This is a genomic window from Nocardioides aromaticivorans, assembly GCF_013408525.1.
Classification (GTDB): Bacteria; Actinomycetota; Actinomycetes; order Propionibacteriales; family Nocardioidaceae; genus Nocardioides; species Nocardioides aromaticivorans.
Genome location: NZ_JACBZM010000001.1, coordinates 2527661 through 2547552 on the forward strand (window position 1 = coordinate 2527661; position 19892 = coordinate 2547552).

Annotated in this window: 19 protein-coding genes; 17 read left to right on the plus strand and 2 right to left on the minus strand. The window is 72.4% G+C overall.

Going from position 1 to position 19892, the window contains the following annotated elements:
• Positions 1 to 18: 18 nt before the first annotated feature.
• From BJ993_RS11885 to BJ993_RS11955, 15 genes are all read left to right on the plus strand, one after another.
• Positions 19 to 1653, plus strand: coding sequence for an MFS transporter (locus BJ993_RS11885; protein ID WP_179648961.1), 1635 nt, complete (start codon positions 19 to 21; stop codon positions 1651 to 1653).
• A complete protein-coding gene (locus BJ993_RS11890) occupies positions 1650 to 2450 on the plus strand; it encodes an SDR family NAD(P)-dependent oxidoreductase (protein WP_179648962.1) in 801 nt (266 codons plus the stop codon). Before BJ993_RS11885 ends, BJ993_RS11890 begins: the two co-directional genes overlap by 4 nt.
• A complete protein-coding gene (locus tag BJ993_RS11895) occupies positions 2447 to 4438 on the plus strand; it encodes an oxidoreductase (RefSeq protein WP_308645549.1) in 1992 nt (663 codons plus the stop codon). The genes BJ993_RS11890 and BJ993_RS11895 overlap by 4 nt, the downstream gene beginning before the upstream one ends.
• A 107-nt stretch (positions 4439 to 4545) precedes the next feature.
• Positions 4546 to 5334, plus strand: coding sequence for an enoyl-CoA hydratase/isomerase family protein (locus BJ993_RS11900; protein WP_179648963.1), 789 nt, complete (start codon positions 4546 to 4548; stop codon positions 5332 to 5334).
• A 66-nt stretch (positions 5335 to 5400) separates the two neighbouring features.
• Positions 5401 to 5817 (plus strand): Zn-ribbon domain-containing OB-fold protein, encoded by a 417-nt coding sequence (locus BJ993_RS11905; protein WP_179648964.1) that lies wholly within the window; start codon positions 5401 to 5403, stop codon positions 5815 to 5817.
• Positions 5814 to 6968, plus strand: a complete 1155-nt coding sequence (locus tag BJ993_RS11910) for a thiolase family protein (protein ID WP_179648965.1) — start codon at positions 5814 to 5816, stop codon at positions 6966 to 6968. Before BJ993_RS11905 ends, BJ993_RS11910 begins: the two co-directional genes overlap by 4 nt.
• Positions 6965 to 8158, plus strand: coding sequence for an acyl-CoA dehydrogenase family protein (locus BJ993_RS11915; protein WP_179648966.1), 1194 nt, complete (start codon positions 6965 to 6967; stop codon positions 8156 to 8158). Before BJ993_RS11910 ends, BJ993_RS11915 begins: the two co-directional genes overlap by 4 nt.
• Entirely contained in the window at positions 8158 to 9150 is a 993-nt protein-coding gene (locus tag BJ993_RS11920) for a phosphotransferase family protein (protein WP_179648967.1), read from the plus strand. The genes BJ993_RS11915 and BJ993_RS11920 overlap by 1 nt, the downstream gene beginning before the upstream one ends.
• Before the next feature lie 43 nt (positions 9151 to 9193).
• Positions 9194 to 10417, plus strand: a complete 1224-nt coding sequence (locus BJ993_RS11925) for an acyl-CoA dehydrogenase family protein (RefSeq protein ID WP_179648968.1) — start codon at positions 9194 to 9196, stop codon at positions 10415 to 10417.
• Positions 10414 to 11169 (plus strand): SDR family NAD(P)-dependent oxidoreductase, encoded by a 756-nt coding sequence (locus BJ993_RS11930; RefSeq protein ID WP_179648969.1) that lies wholly within the window; start codon positions 10414 to 10416, stop codon positions 11167 to 11169. Before BJ993_RS11925 ends, BJ993_RS11930 begins: the two co-directional genes overlap by 4 nt.
• A complete protein-coding gene (locus BJ993_RS11935) occupies positions 11169 to 11936 on the plus strand; it encodes an SDR family NAD(P)-dependent oxidoreductase (protein WP_179648970.1) in 768 nt (255 codons plus the stop codon). The genes BJ993_RS11930 and BJ993_RS11935 overlap by 1 nt, the downstream gene beginning before the upstream one ends.
• The gene (locus BJ993_RS11940) at positions 11933 to 13015 is read left to right on the plus strand and encodes an alcohol dehydrogenase catalytic domain-containing protein (protein ID WP_308645550.1); all 1083 of its coding nucleotides are present in this window, start codon (positions 11933 to 11935) and stop codon (positions 13013 to 13015) included. Before BJ993_RS11935 ends, BJ993_RS11940 begins: the two co-directional genes overlap by 4 nt.
• Complete coding sequence (locus BJ993_RS11945) at positions 13012 to 14526, plus strand: class I adenylate-forming enzyme family protein (RefSeq protein WP_179648971.1); 1515 nt, start codon at positions 13012 to 13014, stop codon at positions 14524 to 14526. The genes BJ993_RS11940 and BJ993_RS11945 overlap by 4 nt, the downstream gene beginning before the upstream one ends.
• 56 nt (positions 14527 to 14582) lie before the next feature.
• On the plus strand, positions 14583 to 15203 hold the full coding sequence (locus tag BJ993_RS11950) for a TetR/AcrR family transcriptional regulator (RefSeq protein ID WP_179648972.1): 621 nt from the start codon (positions 14583 to 14585) through the stop codon (positions 15201 to 15203).
• Positions 15204 to 15282: 79 nt separating this feature from the next.
• A complete protein-coding gene (locus tag BJ993_RS11955; protein WP_179648973.1) occupies positions 15283 to 15609 on the plus strand; it encodes an EthD domain-containing protein in 327 nt (108 codons plus the stop codon).
• 14 nt (positions 15610 to 15623) lie between these two features.
• On the opposite strand, the gene BJ993_RS11960 is transcribed toward BJ993_RS11955, so the two are convergent.
• Both BJ993_RS11960 and BJ993_RS11965 read right to left on the minus strand, forming a co-directional pair.
• Entirely contained in the window at positions 15624 to 16373 is a 750-nt protein-coding gene (locus BJ993_RS11960) for an SDR family NAD(P)-dependent oxidoreductase (protein ID WP_179648974.1), read from the minus strand.
• 32 nt (positions 16374 to 16405) lie between these two features.
• On the minus strand, positions 16406 to 16882 hold the full coding sequence (locus tag BJ993_RS11965; RefSeq protein WP_179648975.1) for a MaoC family dehydratase: 477 nt from the start codon (positions 16880 to 16882) through the stop codon (positions 16406 to 16408).
• Between the two features lie 138 nt (positions 16883 to 17020).
• On the opposite strand from BJ993_RS11965, the gene BJ993_RS11970 reads away from it, so the two are divergent.
• Entirely contained in the window at positions 17021 to 18073 is a 1053-nt protein-coding gene (locus tag BJ993_RS11970) for an extracellular solute-binding protein (protein WP_179648976.1), read from the plus strand.
• 89 nt (positions 18074 to 18162) lie between these two features.
• Positions 18163 to 19857: an ABC transporter permease gene (locus tag BJ993_RS11975; RefSeq protein ID WP_179648977.1), complete on the plus strand. Its 1695-nt coding sequence runs from the start codon at positions 18163 to 18165 to the stop codon at positions 19855 to 19857.
• Positions 19858 to 19892 lie beyond the last annotated feature (35 nt).

Here is a 19892-nt window from a genome sequence, read left to right on the forward strand (position 1 = left end):
CAGTTCAAAGGAGATGGCGTGGCCGAGGCAGGTGCGGACCGGCCGGGCGCGGGCGCCGCCCTGCGCGTGCGCGCCTTCCGCCTGCTGCTGTCGGTGCAGCTGGTCAACGCGGTCGCGGTCTGGGTCCACGTGGTCGGCGTCCAGTGGCTGCTGACCGAGCGCGGCGAGCCGGCGACCGTGGTCGCGCTCGCCCCGGCCGCGATGGCGCTGCCCTTCATCCTGCTGGCCCTCCCCGTCGGCGTCGTGGTCAGCCATGCGGCGAGGGAGCGGCTCCTCGTGCGGGCCGCGGTCGCCTCGACGCTCGCGTCCCTCGCGGCTGCGGGACTGGTGGCGACCGGCGCCGACGGTGCCGTCCCGCTCCTCCTCACCGTGCTCGTCGTCGGCGGCGCCCTGGTCGTGGTCGGCGTCTCCTGGCAGTCGATGGTGCCGGAGCTGGTGGAGCGTGCGCTGGTCCCGGCGGCCGTCCTGCTCGACGGGGCGGTCTTCAACATGGCCCGCGCCGTCGGGCCGCTGCTGGCCGGCATCGTGCTCGGGCTGGCCGGGCCGCTGCAGCTGTTCGCGGCGATCTCCGCGATGTTCGCCGCGTGCGTCGCCCTCCTCCTCCTCGCGGGGACGCCGACGGCGACCCGACCGGGACGGACGGAGTCGGTGCCGGCCGCGATGCGCGGTGCCCTCTGGTTCGTCCGCCACTCGCCGTGGACGACCGGGCTGCTGGTCCGGATGATCGCGTTCGGCCTGCCGGCGAGCGCCCTCTGGGCGCTGGTGTCGCTCGCCGTGCACGACCGTCTGGAGCTCGGCTCCGCCGGCTTCGGCGCGACGATGGCCGTCCTCGGTGCCGGATCGGTCGCCGCGGCGCTGACGCTCGGCCCGGTCCGCGAGCGGGTGCGCGTCCACACCTTCGTCGCGGTCCTCGCCGGCGGCTACGCGCTCACCCTCGCTGCGCTCGGCTCCCTGGACGCCCTGGGCGTCCTGGTGCCCTTCCTCGTCCTCGGCGGCGTCGGCTGGGTCGCCGTGCAGAGCACCTGGATGATGCTCGCCCACCAGGCGCTGCCCGAGTGGGTCCGCCCGCGGGTCGTCGCGCTCCTGCTGATGCTCTTCCAGGGCACCCAGGCGGTCGGCGCCCTCCTGTGGGGCGCCGTCGCCGACGTCCTCGGCGTCGGACCCGCCCTGCTCGTGGCGGCCGCCGTCCTGGCCGCCTACTCCGTCGTCCTGCTCGGCGTGGGGATGCGGTCCAGCGCCGGCATCGAGCCGCTGCTCGCGACCCCCGACCCGGCGGTCGAGGCCCTCGTCGGCGAGGCCGGCGAGGGCGAGCTCCTCGTCCGCCACGAGTACGTCGTGGCCGCCGCCGCGCGCGACGACTTCCGGCGCGCGATCGACGCCCTCCGGCTCTCGCGCCTGCGCACGGGCGCCCGCTCGTGGGAGGTCGTGCCCGACCCGGAGCGCCCGGGCACCTGGCTCGAGACCTACCTCGTCCGCGACCGTGACCTCCTGCGCGAGCAGGAGACCTCGCGCCTGACGGTTCCCGAGCTGCGGCTGCGGGACGCCGTCCGGTCCACCACCACTCGATCCGCGGGTCCGACGCTGATCCTGGCGCCGCCCGCGGAGCCCCACCGCAGGCCGGCGTCACGCCGGCGCAGAGGAGGACGCGCATGAATCACCACGCCCCCGACCCACGCCGGTTCGCCGGGTGCACGGCACTCGTCACCGGTGGCGGCTCCGGCATCGGAGCGGCCGTCGTACGACGCCTGGCGGCCGAGGGTGCGCGCGTGCACGTGGCGGACGTGGTCGCCGACAACGCGACCCGTGTCGCAGAGTCCGTCGGAGGTGCGGCGTACCCGGTCGACGTCACGGACGGGGCCGCCGTCGACGCGGTCGTCGACGCGGTGGTCGCGACCGCGGGGAGCCTGGACGTCGTCGTGCACACGGCCGGGGTCGACGACCCCGTGGCGAAGGGGTGGCTCCAGGAGGCCCGTGAGGCGGGCGCCCGCGTGGATGTCGTCTCGCGGCTCGCCGACGACCAGTGGCGCCGGGTGGTGGCGGTCAACCTCGACGGCACCTTCCACGTGCTGCGCGCCGCTGTGCGGGTGATGAAGCAGCAGGGGAGCGGCTCGATCGTGACCGTCGGTTCGTCGGCGTCCTTCGACACGCTCGTGGGCTACCCGCACTACGCCGCCTCGAAGGCCGGCGTGCACGCGCTGACGCAGTCGGTGGCCAAGGAGGCGATCGCGTACGGGGTCCGGGTCAACACCGTGGCGCCGGGACCCGTCGACACGCCGATGGCCGGTCGCACCCCGGCGTCGGTGCGGGCCGCGATGGAGGCGACCGGCGCCGTCGGCTACGCCAGCCCCGAGGAGCTCGCCGACAACATCTGCTACCTCGCCTCCCCGGGGGCGAGCAATGTCGTGGGCGCGGTCCTGCTGAGCAATGGCGGAAGGTTCACGGTCTCGTGACCGGGCAGGCGGGCCGCGACGCGCTGAGCGGCAACGAGACCTTCCCGTACGCCTTCTCGCCCTTCACCATCGGCCCGATGACGGTGCGCAACCGGCTGGTCGCCCTGCCGGCCGGCACCAGCATGGTCGAGCGCGGCGTGCCGACCCACGGCGACGTGGAGCACTTCGAGCGGCTCGCCGCCGGCGGCGTCGGGATGATCGTCGGCGGGGCGATCGTGGTCCACCCGACCACGACCCTCCGTTCGCGCAAGCTCGTCGAGGCGTACGCCGACGAGGTCGTCCCCGCCCTCCGGGACAAGGTCGAGGTGGTCCACCGCCACGGCGCGAAGTTCGTCGGGCAGCTCGTGCACCTGGGGCGCGAGTTCATCGGCGGCGAGTCCGACCGGCCCCCGGTGGCGCCGTCGGCGATCAAGACGCCCCGGGACGCCTACCCGCCGCACGAGCTCACCGTCCGCGAGATCGACGACATCGTCGAGGGCTGGCGGGTGTCCACGGCGAACCTCGTCAAGGCCGGGCTCGACGGTGTCGAGATCCACGCCGCCCACGGCTACCTCGTCGCGCAGTTCTTCTCGCCGCTGACCAACCACCGCACCGATGCCTTCGGCGGCAGCTTCGACAACCGGATGCGCTTCGCCCACCTGGTGGTCGAGGCGATGCGCTCGGTCATGCCCGACGACTTCGTGCTCGGCGTCAGGCTGAGCGGCGAGGAGGAGATCCCCGGGGGGATGGGGATCGACGACTGCGTGCGGATCGCCGAGGACCTCGCCGGTCTCGGGGTCGACTACTTCAGCATCACCCACGGGACCCGCGGGAAGTACGTCAAGGACTCGAGCAACGCCGACGCGGTCGCCGTACCGTCGGCAGCACGGGTGCGGGCCGCGACCGGGGTGCCAACGCTCGTCGGCCAGCGGATCCGTGACGTGGCCACCGCCGACGCCGTCGTACGGGCGGGCCACGCGGACCTCGTCGGCATGGCCCGGGCCCTGATCGCCGACCCCGAGCTCCCGCTGAAGTCGGCGACGGGACGCCTGGACGAGGTGCGCGGCTGCCTGGGCATCAACCAGGACTGCCGGGCCTTCGACCCGCACCTGCACTGCGCGGTCAACGCCGAGATCGGCCGCGGACGCCACCCCGCCGTGGGAGTCCGGGTGGCGACCCCGAAGCAGGTCTACGTGATCGGGGGCGGGCCGGCGGGGCTCGAGGCGGCGCGGGTCGCCGCGGGTCGTGGGCACGCCGTGACCCTCTTCGAGGGGGCGGGGCAGCTCGGCGGCGCGGTCCGGGTCGCGGCCGCGGCGCCCCACCGCGCCACCCTCATCGACGTGGTCGACCACCTCGAGCGGGAGCTCAAGCGGCTGCGCGTCGACGTCAACCTCGGCGCGTCCATCGATGCGGAGGACCTCGCCGAGATCCGGACGATGGCCGACCACGTGGTCGTGGCGACCGGCTCCCGACCGGCCGACCTGCCTTCGCCCTCGCCCGGCTCGACGGTCGTGACGGTCGACGACGTCCTGCTCGGCCGCCTGCCCGACCTGCCCGACCCCGCCGGCCGCCACGCGCTCGTGTACGACGAGGACGACGGCTTCTGGCCGGCGTACAGCGCGGCCGAGGCACTCGCCCGCGCGGGCTGGCGGACCCGGCTGGTCACGCCCCTGACGGCCCTCGCGTCGCGGATCCCGGCCGAGAGCGTCGGACCGCTGCTCGGCCGGCTCGCGACCGCGGACGTCGACCTCGTCGTCGGGCACCGGCTGCACATGGCACCGGACGGTCCCCTCCTCCTGAGTGGCGCGTTCGGCGGCGAGCCGGAGGAGATCGCGCCGGCCCTCGTCGTGTGGCACCAGCCGCGGGTGCCGGTCCTGCCCGGCGGCCTGACCGACCCTGCGGCGGCGGAGGGCGAGCCGGCACCGGTCAGCGTGATCGGCGACAGCCTGGCGCCGCGCCGGACCGGCCACGCCATCGCGGAGGGCTACCGCCTCGGCGCCGAGATCTGAGCTCCCGGGCGGCGTGCCGGACGAGATTCCCGCACATCCCTTGACAGGTGTACTGAACTCAGTTCAAACTAAACTGAATCCAGTTCGGTTCTGAAAGGACAACGACCATGGTGGACACCGACCACGTTCTTCTCGAGAAGGACGGCGACGTCGCCCGGGTGTGGCTCAACCGCCCCCACAAGAAGAACGCCGTCACGGTGGAGCTGCTGCACCGCCTCGACGAGATCATCAAGGAGGTCGACGCCGACCCCGACCTGAAGGTCCTCGTCCTGCGCGGCGTGCAGAACCAGTTCTGCTCCGGCTTCGACCTCGACGAGCTGCTCTCCGACTTCATCGGCACCACCACCGCCATGGACGTCGCCGTGCTGAGCGCGCAGGTCTGTGACCGGCTCTACTCGATGAACACCCCGTCGGTCGCGGTGCTCGAGGGCTATGTCACCGCCGGTGGCTTCGAGCTGATGATCTCGTGCGACTTCGCCATCGCCTCCGACGACGCGAAGATCGGCGACTTCCACATCCGCCGCGCGCTCTTCGGCGGCGCCGGCCCGATCTACCGCCTGCCGCGGATGATCGGCCTGCGCAAGACCAAGGAGCTCATGCTCACCGGCAAGCTCCTGTCCGGCCAGGAGGCCAAGGACTTCGACCTGATCAACGACTCGGCGCCGGCCGACCAGCTCGACCAGCGCGTCGACGAGTTCATCGGCACCCTCACCGACAAGTCCCCCTTCATGATGAAGCTGACGAAGATGGCCATCAACCAGGGCCTCGACGCCGACGTGAAGTCGCTGATGATCATGGAGCACCTCGCCGTCGGCAACGCGCTGCAGTCCGAGGACGGCAAGGAGGGCGTCCAGGCCTTCCTCCAGAAGCGCGAGCCCAAGTGGGTCGGTCGCTGACCTGATGCCCGTCCGCCGGATCGACCGATCCGGCAACTGCGCTGGATCCTGCGAGGAGCTGTAGCCATGACCGTCGACACGACCGTGCCCGAAGCACCCACGCTGAGGGGCAGCCGATGCACCGAGTGCGGCAACGTCGCCTTCCCCGAGGCGACGGGCTGCCAGCGGTGCGGAGGGACCCGACTGTCCTCCGTCGACCTGGCCGGGCGCGGCACCGTCTGGGCCCACACCGTCCAGCGGTTCGCGCCCAAGTCTCCTCCGTACGTGCCGCCGGCGGAGGGCTTCACGCCCTTCGCCGTCGGGTACGTCGAGCTGCCGGACGGCGTGAAGGTCGAAGCCGTCCTCGAGGCCACCACGGTCGACGACCCGGCCGAGCTCGCCGGGGCCGAGGTCACCCTCGTCGCGGTCGACCCCGTCCCGCGCTTCGCCACCGACCCGTGGCTGCGGAGCTCGGGGCGCACGGCCGAGGGGGCCGGCCGATGAGCGGCGAGGTCTCCATCATCGGGGCCGGCCTCTCCAGGTTCGGTCGCCAGCCCGGTGTCACCGGCCGCCAGATGGCGGTCCAGGCCGTCCACGCCGCCCTGGCCGACGCCGGCATCGCCTGGCCCGACGTGCAGGTCGCCTTCGGCGGCAGCGACGGCGCCGGGCTCGCCGACACCCTGGTGGCGGAGCTCGGCCTCACCGGCATCCCGTTCACCAACGTCAAGAACGGGTGCGCCACCGGCGGCAGCGCACTCGTCGCCGCCGTCAACGCGATCCGATCCGGCGCAGCGGAGATCGCGCTCGCCGTCGGCTTCGACAAGCACCCCCGGGGCGCCTTCGACCCCCGCCCCGAGGACTGGGGCCTGCCCGTGGGCTACGGCGAGGCCGGCCTGATGGTCACCACCCAGTTCTTCGCCGTGAAGATCGCGCGCTACCTCCGGCAGCACGACCTGCCGGAGAGCCTGCTCGCGTCGATCGCGGCCAAGGCCTACCGCAACGGGGCGCTCAACCCCAACGCGTGGCGCCGCGAGCCGATGACCGAGGAGCAGGTGGCCGGCGCCGCGATGGTCAACGACCCGCTCACGCAGTACATGTTCTGCTCCCCGGGCGAGGGCGGGGCGGCGATCGTCGTCGCGACGCCCGCGGTCGCGAAGCGGCTCGGCGCGCGGGCGGTGAAGCTGCTCGCGGTCGCTCCCCGCACCCGCGGCTTCGGCACCTTCGAGGTCTTCAGCCCGGCGATCCAGGGCGAGGGCGCGCCGACGAGCGTCAGCACCGTCGCCGCGCAGGCCGCGTTCGAGATGGCCGGTGTGGGACCCGAGGACATCGACGTCGCCCAGCTCCAGGACACCGAGGCCGGTGCCGAGCTCATGCACCTGGCCGAGACCGGCTTCTGCGCCCACGGCGAGCAGGAGAAGTGGATCGCCAACGGCGACACCGAGATCGGCGGCCGGCTCCCGGTCAACACCGATGGCGGCTGCATCGCCAACGGCGAGCCCATCGGTGCCTCCGGCCTGCGGCAGGTCCACGAGATCGTCACCCAGCTCCGCGGGGAGGCCGGGGCCCGCCAGGTCCCCGGCGACCCGCGCCTCGGCTTCACCCACGTCTACGGCGCGCCGGGCATCAGCGCCTGCGCGGTCCTGGAGGCGTCATGACCACCCCCGAGCTCGACGCGTTCGTCGCCGACGCCCGCGCGTGGCTCTCCTCCGTCGCGGCTCCCCGCACCCAGCGCCCCTGGGGCGAGGGCAGCGACGCCGTCGCGGTCTTCGAGAACTGGACCGAGGACGAGGAGCGCGCGGAGACCGATCGCATCCGCGCCTACGAGCAGGCCAAGTACGACGCCGGCTTCGGGGCCATCACCTGGGGCCCGGAGTACGGCGGCCGAGGCCTCCCGGTGTCGTACCTGCTGGCCTTCCGGCGCGCCGAGGCCGAGTACGACGTCCCGCGGCGCACCGAGATGTTCCCCGTCACCCAGCAGCTGATCGCGCCGACGATCGCGCAGTGGGGGACCGAGGAGCAGCGCTCGACGTACGTCCGGGCGATGCTGCGCACCGACGTGATCGCCTGCCAGCTGTTCTCCGAGACCGAGGCCGGCTCCGACCTGGCGGCGGTCCGCACCCGTGCCGTCCGCGACGGCGACGGCTGGCGGCTGGACGGCCACAAGGTCTGGACGTCCGGTGCCCGCGTCGCCGACTACGGCGTCGCGATCACCCGCACCGACCCGGGGAGTGCGAAGCACGCCGGCCTGACGGCCTTCATCGTCCCGATGGACGCGCCGGGCGTGACGGTCCGCCCGATCCGCCAGATGACCGGGGGCTGCTCGTTCAACGAGGTCTACCTCGACGGCGTGCACCTCGACGACGCGCATCGGCTCGGTCCCGAGGGCGCGGGCTGGAAGGTCGCGCTGACCGTGCTCGCGTCCGAGCGCCTGGACTCCGGCAGCCTGGGCCTCGAGAACGCGGACCAGGCCGTCGAGCTCGCTCGCCATCTCGGCCGGCCGCTGACCGAGCTCGAGCGGGACGCGGTCGCCGACCTGGTCACCCGCAGCTACGTCCAGCGGCTCACCGGCATGCGCGTGGCCGCCGCGGTCGTCGCCGGCGCCGACGCCGGGCCGGAGGCCTCCGTCGGCAAGCTGCTCGCGACCGACACGATGGCGCGCACCTCCGAGGTCGTGCGCCTGCTGCTCGGCCCGGACCTCACCGTCCAGGGCGACCGCTGGGGCAGCTGGGCGTGGACCGAGCACGTGCTCGGCGCGCCGGGCTACCGGATCGCCGGCGGCACCGACGAGATCCAGCACAACATCCTCGCCGAGCGCGTGCTCGGCCTCCCGAGGGAGCCCCGCTGATGGCCACCGACACGCGGCCCACCCCGGCCGAGCTGCACGCCCTCGACCTCCAGGAGCGGGTCGTCGCCGGCCTCCGGGCCAGCGGGTACGACGGCGTCGCGACCGCGCTGGAGCCGATGCTCGGCGGGCACTCGGGCCTCACCTACAAGCTCGCCGTCGACGACCAGTGGTTCGTCGTCAAGGCGGTGCCGCCCGGCCAGCGCTCGATTGGCCGCCACGACATGCTGCGCCAGGCGCGGATCATGGCCGCGCTCGCCGGCACCGACGTCCCGGTTCCGCGGATCTGCGCCACCGACGAGGTCGAGCCGGCGTGGTTCGCGATGGAGCTGGTCGCCGGCGAGTCCCTCGAGCCGGTGCTGGACGACCCCGCGGTCGAGCCCGCCCTCGCCGCGGCCCGGATGCTGCGCGCCGCCGAGATCCTGCCGCGGCTGCACCGGCTGCCCCTCGACGGGCTGCCCGTCGACGGCGAGCCGCTGTCGCCGGGTGACGAGCTCGCCCGCTGGAGCCGCACGATGGGCGCCGTACCGCCCGAGCTGGTGCCGGGTGCCGCCGAGCTCGAGCGATTGCTCGCCGCGTCGGTCCCCGAGGCCGTCGCGCCGGTGCTGGTGCACGGTGACTACCGCCTCGGCAACATCCTGTCCCGCGGCACCGAGCCCGCGGCGCTGATCGATTGGGAGATCTGGAGCCCCGGCGACCCGCGGGTCGAGCTGGGCTGGTTCCTGGTCTTCGCCGACGGCGACAACTTCCCGGGCGTCGGCCGCCACGTCCCCGGCCTGCCCTCCGTCGAGGAGCTGGTGAGCCGGTACGCCGCCGGGGGACCCGCGCCGCGCGAGCTCACCTGGTTCGACGCACTGGGCCGCTTCAAGATGGCGGCGATCATGGGCCACAACCTGCGTCGCCACCGCGAGGGCCGGCACCACGACCCGGACCAGGAGAGGCTGCCGGCCACCATCGCCCGGCTCATCGAGACCGGCACCGCCCGGCTCGGCTGAGCCTCGATCGACTCCACCGCAACGACGCGAGAAGGAACCCCCTGTGGACTTCGAATTCACCGCCCGCACCGCCGACCTCGCGGCGAGGCTCGAGACGTTCATGGCCGAGCACGTGCTCCCCGCCGAGGCCGTGTACGACGCCCAGGTCGCCGCGAACGCCAACCCCCACGAGCAGCCGCAGGTCATGCGCGACCTGCAGCGGGTGGCGCGCGAGCAGGGCCTGTGGAACCTCTTCATGACCCACGGCGACCGCGGCGCGGGGCTCACCAACCTCGAGTACGCGCCGCTCGCCGAGATCGTCGGACGCTCGATCATCGGCAACGAGGCGATCAACTGCTCGGCGCCCGACACCGGCAACATGGAGATCCTCGCCATGTACGGCACCGAGCAGCAGCAGAAGGAGTGGCTGGACCCGCTGCTCGCCTGCGAGATCCGCTCCGCCTTCGCGATGACCGAGCCGGCGGTCGCGAGCTCGGACGCCCGCAACATCACCTCCACGATCCGCCGCGACGGCGACCACTACGTCATCAACGGCCGCAAGTGGTACACCTCCGGCATCCTCGACCCGGACTGCCGGCTCATCATCTTCATGGGCAAGTCCGACCCCGAGGCGCCGACGTACCGCCAGCAGAGCATGATCCTGGTCCCGGCCGACGCCGACGGCGTCGAGGTGGTCCGCGACCTCCCGATGTTCGGCTACCACGACCGCCTCGGCCACGGCGAGGTCACCTTCACCGACGTGCGGGTGCCCGCCGAGAACATCCTCGGCGAGGAGGGCGGCGGCTTCGCCATCGCCCAGGGCCGGCTGGGCCCGGGCCGGATGCACTACGCCATGCGCGCGATCGGGATGGCCGAGCGCGCGCTGCAGCTGATGTGCCAGCGGGCCGCGAGCCGGGAGGCCTTCGGCGGGCCGCTCGCCGAGCAGGGCGTCGTGCGGGAGTGGATCGGGCGCAGCCGGATGGAGATCGACCAGATCCGCCTGCACACCTTCAAGGCCGCCTGGCTGATGGACACCCGTGGCAACGCCGCCGCCCGGACCGAGGCCGCGGCCATCAAGGTCGCCGCGATGGAGGTCGCCCACCAGGTCGTCAACCGCGCCGTCCAGACCTGGGGCGCCGCCGGGGTCAGCGACGACACCGTGCTCGCCCGCCTCTACGCCCTCACCCGGGCCCTGCAGGTCGCCGACGGTCCGACCGAGGTGCACCTGCGCAGCATCGCGCTGCAGGAGCTCAAGAAGTACGACGCACCGAAGGAGGCGCGCGCGTGAGCGGGCAGCTCGACGGCAGGGTCGCGCTGGTCACCGGAGCCACCCGCGGCCTCGGCCGCGCGATCGCCGAGGCGATGGCGGTGGCCGGGGCGACCGTGGTCGTGTCCAGCCGCAAGGCCGACGCGTGCGAGCGGGTCGCCGCCGAGATCACCGCGTCGACCGGCGTCAAGGCCTTCCCCCTGCCGCTGCACGTCGGCGACTGGGACGCGATCGAGCCCGCCGTCGACGCCGTCGTGGCCGAGCACGGCCGGATCGACGTCCTCGTCAACAACGCCGGCATCGCCCCGCTCGCCCCGTCGGCGAAGGACGTGACCGAGGCGCTCTTCGACAAGACGATCGACGTCAACCTCAAGGGCCCCTTCCGCCTGATGGCGGTGGCCGGTGCCCACATGTACGCCGCGGGTCGCGGCTCGATCATCAACATCTCGAGCATCGGCGCGGAGCGTCCCAGCCCGCCCGAGGCGACGTACGCCGCCTCGAAGAACGGGCTCAACGCACTCACCCGTGCCTTCGCCCAGGAGTACGCACCGCACGTGCGGGTCAACTGCGTGATGCCCGGCGCGTTCGCGACCGACATGGCCGGCGACTGGGACGACGAGTTCATCGGCCTGGTCACCGACCGGCTCCCGGCGGAGCGCCTCGGCGACCCGAGGGAGCTCGCCGGCATGGTCGTGCACCTCGCCTCGGACGTCGCGGGCTACACGACCGGCGCGCTGATCCCGGTGGACGGTGGCCGGACGGCGGTCTACTGATGGCCACCTCGCCCCTGTCCATGTTCGACCTGAGCGGGCGGGTCGCCGTCGTCACCGGCGCCTCCTCGGGCCTGGGCGACGGCTTCGCGCGGGCGTTGGCCGCGGCCGGTGCCACCGTCGTCGCCGCCGCCCGGCGGGTCGAGCGCCTCGAGGCGCTGGCCGCCGACGTACCGGGTCTGGTGCCGGTGGCCTGCGACGTCACCGATGCCGGCGACCGCGAGCGCCTGGTGGCGACGGCCGCCTCGATCAACGGCGGGATCGACGTCCTCGTCAACAACGCCGGCATGCCCGGACCGCCGGACGCGCTGACCGAGACGCCCGAGGAGCTGGACGCGATCCTCGCCCTCAACCTCACGGCCGGCATCCGGCTGGCGGTCGAGACCGTGCGCGCCCTCCCCGAGGACCGCGGTGCCTCGATCATCAACATCTCCTCCGTGGTCGGCCTGGTCTCCACCGCCCCGATCGGCGGCGCGGGGTACGCCGCGTCGAAGGCCGCGGTCATCGGCGTCACCCGGGAGCTGGCGGGCCAGTGGGGACGGCGCGGGGTTCGTGTCAACGCGCTGGTGCCGGGCTGGTTCGATACCGAGATGACCGACGGCCTGTTCACCAACGAGAAGTCGGCCGGCTGGGTGCGCCGCAACACCATGCTCGGACGCGGCGGCCGGACCGGCGAGGTCGACGGCGCGCTGCTCTTCCTCGCCTCGGACGCCGCGAGCTACGTGACCGGGCACGTCCTGGCTGTCGACGGCGGATGGACCGCACGGTGAGCGCGCTGCCGGAGACGATGCGCGCGCTGCGCCTCCACGCCTGGGGCGCCGCTCCGGAGCTGGTCGAGGTGCCGGTCCCGGTGCCGGTCGGTGCCCAGCTCCTGGTCCGCGTCGAGGCGGCCGGCCTGTGCCACTCGGACCTCCACATCATGGATGCCGCTCCGGGGCAGCTGCCCTACGAGCTCCCGTTCACCCTCGGCCACGAGGTCGTCGGCACGGTCGTCGCGGCGGGCGACGCCGTCGACCCGGCGTGGCTCGGGCGCCGGGCCGCCGTGCACGGCATCTGGTCGTGCGGGCGCTGCCGGCAGTGCCGGCGAGGCCGGGACAACTACTGCTTCGAGCTCACCGGGCCCATCGGCAACGGCATCGGGTACGACGGCGGGCTGGCCGACTACATGCTCGTCCCCGGCGTGCGCCAGCTCGTGCCGGCCGACGGCGTGGACCCGGTGGCGCTCGCGCCGCTGACCGACGCCGGCCTGACCGCGCAGCACGCGCTGCGGACCGTCGGCGCCGACCTGGCGGGGGCCACGGTCCTCGTCATCGGGATCGGCGGCCTGGGCCACCTCGCGCTGCAGCTGCTCGCGCGCCACGACCCCGTGTGCGTGGTCGCGGTCGACCCGCGTGCCGAGGCGCGCGCCCTCGGGCTCCGGCTCGGCGCCGACGCGGTCGTGGCGAGCACGATCGACGCCGCCGAGTGGCTCGAGGGCGGCCACCACGGGTCCGGGGCCGACGTGGTCCTCGACTTCGTCGGCTCGCAGGACACCATGGACGCGGCCACGCAGGTGCTCGCGCCCGGCGGCCGCATCGCCGTCGTCGGGTCCGCCGGCGGTCGCCTCGAGGTCGCCAAGGGCGGTGACCTGCCGCGCGGCTGGGGAGTCGCCGCGCCGTTCTGGGGCTCGGCCGGCGACCTCGCCGACGTGGTCGGCCTCGCGGGCGCGGGTGTCCACGCCCGCACCGAGACCCATGCGCTGTCGGGCGCGCTGACCGCCTACGACCGGCTGCGCCGCGGCCTGGTCCAGGGCAGGGCCGTCGTGGTGCCGACCGCGAGGACAATCGACGTGGAGGAGACGAAGGCATGAGGAAGCTGGCACAGGAGCTGGTCGAGCGGGCCGGGCAGAGCCCCGACGACGTCGCCGTCATCGACGCGGAGGGAGCCCACACCCTCGGTGAGGTCGTCGCCCGGGCCGGCGAGATCGCGGACCTCCTGGACCGGTCGCTGGCGGGCGCGCCCACGGTGCTCGTCCAGGCCGACAACACCTGGCGCACCCTCGCCGCCGCGATCGCGGTCGGGCTGCGGGGCGGGCTGGTCGCGGTCATCAGCGGGCACGCCGCCCGCTCGGAGTACGACCTCGCCCTCGAGGACATCCAGCCGGACGCCGTCATCGCCTCGCCCCACGCGGTCGAGACCTGGCAGGTCGACGACGCCGGGCTGCCGGTGGTGGGGGAGGCCTTCCCGGGCTGGTCGCTGCGCGCGGCCGCCTCCCGTCGTACCCGCGGTGTCGAGCGGTGGCGCGGCGGCGTGGCCATCGCGATGACCTCGGGGTCGACGGGTCGTCCGAAGTGCGTCGTGCAGTCCGAGGAGTCGATCCGGTACGCCGGCGAGGCCACGATCGCCGCCGTCGGCCTCCGGCCGGGGGACCCGGTCGGCGCCTTCGTCCCGTTCTCGAGCGTCGCCGCGTTCTGCTTCGGGCTCTACCTCCCGGCGCTCCTGGGCGGCCCGGTGGTGTGCCTGGACAAGTGGAGCCCCGAGGACGCGGTCGTGCTGCTGCGCGACGAGAAGGTCGCCTGGACGATGCTGGTGCCGACGATGGCCATGCAGCTCTCGCTGGTGCCCGGGTCGTCGGGAGCGCTCACGTCGCTGCGCGCGATGACGGTCGGCGGTGGACCCATGAACGCCCGCTCGCTGGAGTCCGCCGAGCGTCATCTCGGGACCCGCTTCCTGCGGGTGTTCGGCATGTCCGAGTGCCTGGGCCACACCACCCCGCTGCCCTCCGAGCCGCCCGAGGTCCGCCTCGGCCGCGACGGACGTCCCTTCCCCGGCACGGAGCTGCGCGTGGTCGGCGACGACGGCGCCGCCCTGCCCCTCGGGGAGGTCGGCAACGTCCAGGTGCGCGGCCCCTCGCTGTTCGTCGGCTACGCCCGCAACGGCGCGCCGGTCCCGCCGGAGCTCACGCCCGACGGCTTCCTGCCGACCGGCGACCGGGCCCGCATCAACGACGACGGCACCCTCAACATCCTCGGCCGTGAGAAGCAGGTCATCATCCGGGGAGGCCGCAACATCGACATCAACGAGGTCGAGGCCGCCGTCGCCGCCATCCCGGGCGTGGCCCAGGTGTGCGTCGTACCGGTCTCCGACGACCTGCTCGGTGAGCGGGCGGCGGCGCTCGTGGTCTGGTCGGGCGACCCCCTGGACATCGACGGGGTACGACGGGAGCTCGCCGCCGCCGACTTCCCCAAGTTCAAGTGGCCCGAGTTCGTCTACCCGGTCCCGCACCTGCCACAGAACCGGGTGGGCAAGCTCGACCGGTCCGGTGCCGTGTCGCTCGCGTCGTCGCTCGTGGGCGGCGATGCGGCCGCGGAAGCCCGATGAACCACGGTTCCGGCGCTACGCTGATCTGAATTCACTTGGCGACAAGGACGGCTCCCATGACAGTTGACGAGCAGACCCGTACCGAAGGCCCGCGCTCCAAGCGGCGCAGGATCCTCGACGCCGCCATCGACAACTTCGGCGGGGTGGGCTTCGAGCACACCAAGTGGGCGACCATCGCCGACGAGGTGGGGATCGGGCAGACCGCCCTCTACCACTACTTCGAGTCGAAGGTGCACTGCCTGCTGACCATCATGAGCAACGAGCTGGAGCGCTCCCTCGAGCGGACCCGCGCGGTCACCGCCGAGGTGAGCGAGCCGGACGACAAGATCCGCGTCGCCGTGGCGGCGGCCTTCGACGTCACCGCGCGCGAGGCGCTCCAGGAGCGGATCCTGATGAGCCACCAGGACCTGCTGGTCGGCGAGCGCTCGTCTCAGCGCGAGGAGGCCGAGCGCCAGCGGGCGCGCGAGCTGGTGCGCGAGATCGAGCACGAGTGGGCCGCGCTGCTGAAGGCCGGCATGGACGCCGGCGTGTTCGCGAAGCAGGACGAGGTCGTCCTCGCCCGGCTGATGCTCGGCCTGATCAACGGCGTGTGGCGTTGGTACCGCCCGAAGGGCGCCCACACCCTCGCCGAGATCTCCGACCAGGTCGTCGCGGCCTGCGTGCGCCTGGTCCACTGACCGAACCCCGACTCCCGGGCGGGAGCGCCGGACCGGCATGTCCGCCACCCATGAACCAAATTCAACTCAGGAGCGTGTGATGTACAACCTGATCGTGCTGGCGTCGAAGCCGAGCGGCTGGACCCACGAGCAGTTCATCGACTGGTGGCGCGGCGAGCACGCCGACGTGACCTACCCGCTGCCCGGGCTGCGCCGGTGGCTGCACACCGAGGTCCTGGAGGGGATGGACGACAAGCGCTCGGCGGGCTGGGACGGCATGTCGGTCCTCAGCTTCGACAGCAAGGAGGCACTCGACGCGGCCCTCGCCAGCGACGAGTGGAAGGCCGCCGTCGCCCACGTGGGCACGATGGGTGGCCGCAGCATCATCGTCACCGGCGACGAGCGGGTGATGGTGCCCCAGGCCTGAGGTACCACGAGGCGCTAGCGCGCGGTCCAGCCGCCGTCGGCGTACAGCTCGGTGCCGGTCAGGTAGCCGGCGTCGTCGCTGCCCAGGAAGGCCACGGCGCCCGCGATCTCCTCGGGCCGGCCGAGCCGGCCCATCGGGGTGTTCGCGAGCATCGCCCGGTGGCGCTCTGAGCCGGCGTAGCGCTCCAGCAGCTGCGGGGTCTCGATGAAGCCGGGGTGCAGCGAGTTGACGCGGACGCCCCGGGTGGCCCAGTGGATCGCGGCGTTCTTCGTCATGGTGCGCACCGCGCCCTTCGCGGCGTGGTAGGCGACGCTGTTGCCGAGGCCGCCCGTGCTCCCGAGGATCGAGGCGACGTTGACGATCGCGCCGCCGCCCGTGCGCTCGATGAGCGGGCCGGCGTGCTTCATCCCGAGCCACACCCCGGTGGCGTCCACCGACATCACCCGGTCCCAGTGCTCGCGCTCCTCGTCCTCGACCGTCCCGATGCTGCCGATGGCCGCGTTGTTGACGAGGACGTCGAGCCCGCCGAGCTTCTGGTCGACCCGGGCGACCGCGGCGCGCCACTGCTCCTCGTCGCTGACGTCCAGGTCGAGCGCGACGTGCCCGCTCCCGGGCAGGGCTGCGCGTGTCTCCTCGAGGGCGGGCGAGGGGAGGTCGGCCAGGGCGAGCACGGCGCCCTCGGCGGTGAGCCGGCGGCAGATCTCGGCCCCGAGCCCTCCGGTCGCGCCGGTGACGAGGACGCGGCGGTCGGTGTAGCGATCCATGCCGGTCACCCTGCCACCAAACTGAATTGAGTTCAACTGGTCTCGGGCGGCAGGACCAGCATCAGTGCCTCGAGCACGCAGGCGGGACGCTCGCGGTCCTCGATCTCGATCGTGTAGCGCACCCGACCGAGTGTGCCGCGTCCATCGGGTCCGGCGGGCGTCACGTCGACCACCGCTCCCCGCGCACGGATCCGGTCGCCGGGCCTGACCGGCGCAGGGAAGCGCACCTTCTCGACGCCGTAGTTGACCGCGCGTCCGATGCCGTCGAAGTCGAACAGTCCTGCGCTCAGGCGGGGGACGAGGGCGAGGGTCAGGTAGCCGTGGGCGATGGTGCTGCCGAGCTCGCTGCGGGCTGCGCGAGCCTGGTCCACATGGATCCACTGCCAGTCCTCGGTGACATCGGCGAACTGGTCGATGCGTGCCTGGGTCATCTCGAACCAGGGGCTGTGGCCGAGATCGAGCCCGGTGGCGGCCGCGAACTCGCCGACACCGTTGAAGAGGTGGGTCATGGCCCCAGCCTTGCTGCTGGATTGAAGTCAGTTCAAGTTTCCGGCCGGTATCTCTTGCCCTCTGGTGACGCACGTCATACAGTTCCAACTGAACCAACTTCAATTCGGTGGCTGGCCCACCTCACCTAGGAGACGTTCATGACATCGAAGCGACTTGCCGCTGCTCTGGCCGGCGGTCTCTTCTCCGTTGCTGCGCTCGCTGGCTGCGGCAGCGACTCGGGCGGCGGAGAATTGGCGGGCAGCTGGGACGGGATCGTCGAGGCTGCGAAGAAGGAAGGCGAGGTCGTCATCTACGGCACTGTCGCCCCGGACAACCTCGAGCTGCTGAAGAAGGCGTTCGAGAAGAAGTACCCGGACATCGAGCTGACCTACGTGCGCGGCACCGACGCAGACCTGCTGCCGAAGGTCGAGATCGAGAACCAGACGGGCCGCGGCACCGCCGACGTCCACATGACCACCGACGCCGGCTGGATCGACCGGAGCGCCGACGGCGGCTACTCGGTCGACATCGTCGGTCCGTCCTTCGACAACGAGGACTACGACCGGTCGAACAGCGTCATCGACGACCAGTGGTTCCTGACCAGTGCGACCGTCTTCGGACTGGGCTGGAACACGCAGAAGCTGCCGAACGGCGTCACCTCGCCCGAGGACCTCCTGGCCGCGAACCTCAAGGGGGGCAAGCTCGGCGTCACCAACCCGGCCGGCATCCCGACGTACGTCGACATGTACCGCACCATCGACGAGGACTTCGGTACGGACTACGTCGACCGCCTCGCCGCGATGGACCCGCGCGTCTACGACAGCGCCGTCGCCATCGGCCAGGCGATCGCCTCGGGTGAGATCTGGGCATCGCCGACGATCGGCAGCACGATCCTGACCGAGAAGGCCAACGGAGCTCCCGTCGAGTTCATCATCCCGGAGAAGCCGTTCGGCGTCCCGTGGTACAGCCACGTCCTCTCGTCGTCGCCGCACCCCAACGCTGCCCAGGTCCTCGCCGACTTCCTCGTCACGCCCGAGGGCCAGGCCGCGATCTCGCACGATTTCGTCCCGGCGCTGCCGGACATCGAGGGCACCGGCGTTGCCGGCTCCGACCTGCTCGCGCAGGAGATCCCCCTCGGCGACCCCGACGAGCTGTCCGGGGACTCGGTCGCCGCTTATCAGGAGGAGTGGGAGAAGCAGTTCCTCGACTGAGGAGCGCAACCTCCCGTCCACGTCCTACCGTGGTGGCAGGTCCGGGACCTGCCACCACGGCCTCCCCCGATTCCCCGAGGTGATCTGAGATGGCCGTGACCCGGGCACTTCCCTTGCTCGACGTCGACGCACGCGTGTGGCGCGGGCGCCTCTTCTACGGCGCCGTCGTCGCCGCCCTTGCCTACCTGGTCGTCGTCCCCGTCTGGCGGCTGCAGTCCCTGGCGTTCGAGAACGGCGGAGCGGGTTACGAGTCGCAGTACGGCCGCTCCGACATCGGGGACACGTTGCGCACGACCGTGCAGCTGGCCCTGGCCTCGCTGGTGATCGCCATGGTGCTCGGAACGCTGCTGGCCTTCGCCGTCACCCGACTTCCCCACCGCGCCGGATTCCTCCGCGTCATCCCGGTGCTGCCCATCGTGATGCCGTCCGTGGCCAACGTGGTCGGCTGGGCCTTCCTCCTCTCGCCGGGCCCCGGCTACCTGAACGCGTTGATGCGCCAGCTGCCGTGGTGGAACGACCTCGATTCCGGGCCCGTGAACGTCTACTCATCGACCTGGGTCATCATCATCACCGGCTTCGGCCTGACGTCCTTCGTCTACCTCTTCGTCAGCGCCGGCATGCAGAACATCAGCTCCGAGCACCTCGAGGCGGCGCAGTCGGCCGGCTCCTCGCAGCTCGGTGTCTTCTTCAAGGTCGTGCTCCCGTTGCTCCGGCCCTCGCTCGTGTACGGCGGCGGCGTCGCGCTGCTCCTGGGCCTGGGCCAGTTCACCGGTCCCCTCCTGCTCGGGCAGAACGAGGGGATGAAGGTGCTCACGACGGAGATGTACCGCCGTACGGCCGAATCCCCGGTGAACTACGCCGCGGCTGCGGCGGCGGCGTCGCCGCTCGTCATCCTCGGGCTGCTCGTCGTCTTCGGCCAGCGTTTCCTGCTCGGCAACCAGAGCCGGTTCGTCACCCACGGAGGCAAGTCGTTCGCCCCGGTGGGTGGCCGCTCGTACTGGGCCGCGGCCTTCGTGGCGGGCTACGGCCTGGTGGCCCTTGTGCTGCCGCTCGTCGGCGTCCTCATCGTGTCGCTGTCGCCGTTCTGGTCGGAGAATCTCAGCTGGGACTTCCTGACGCTCGACAACTACCGCGAGCTGTTCAGCACCCCCGGCATCACCGAGTCCGTGACCACGAGCGTGGTCACCTCGCTCGCCGCCGTCGCGGTCTGCGTGCCGGTCGGGCTCGCCACGGCGATGCTGGTGGTCCGCAACCGCCATCTCAAGGTGATCCGCCTGCTGGGGGACGTCATCAGTGCGCTGCCGCTGGGCATCCCGTCCGTGATCTTCGGCGTCGGGTTCCTCCTCACCTACACCCAGCCGCCGTTCATCCTCTACGGGACGAAGTGGGTGATCATCCTCGTCTACATCGTGCTGATGATCCCCTTCGCGACCCGGATGCAGATGACCGCGCTGATCTCGATGGGCGACACCTACGCGGAGGCGTCGGCGGTCAGTGGCGCGAGCCCCCTGGTGACCGCACTGCGCGTGACCCTGCCGATGCTGAAGCCTGCCGTGCTGAGTGCGGTGGCGCTGATGTTCATCCTGCTGACCCACGAGTTCGCGGCGTCACTGATGGTCCGCTCGGCCACCACCCAGGTGATGGGCACGCTCCTCTACGACCACTGGAGCAACGGCTCCTACACCCTCGTCGCCGCCATGGCGATCCTGATGTCGGCTGTCACGACGGCGGGCGTCGCGATCGCGATGATCGTCGGCGGACGCAACGTGCTCGACAACCTCTGATGTCCCCATCCCCGACCCGGCCGAACTACGCGAGA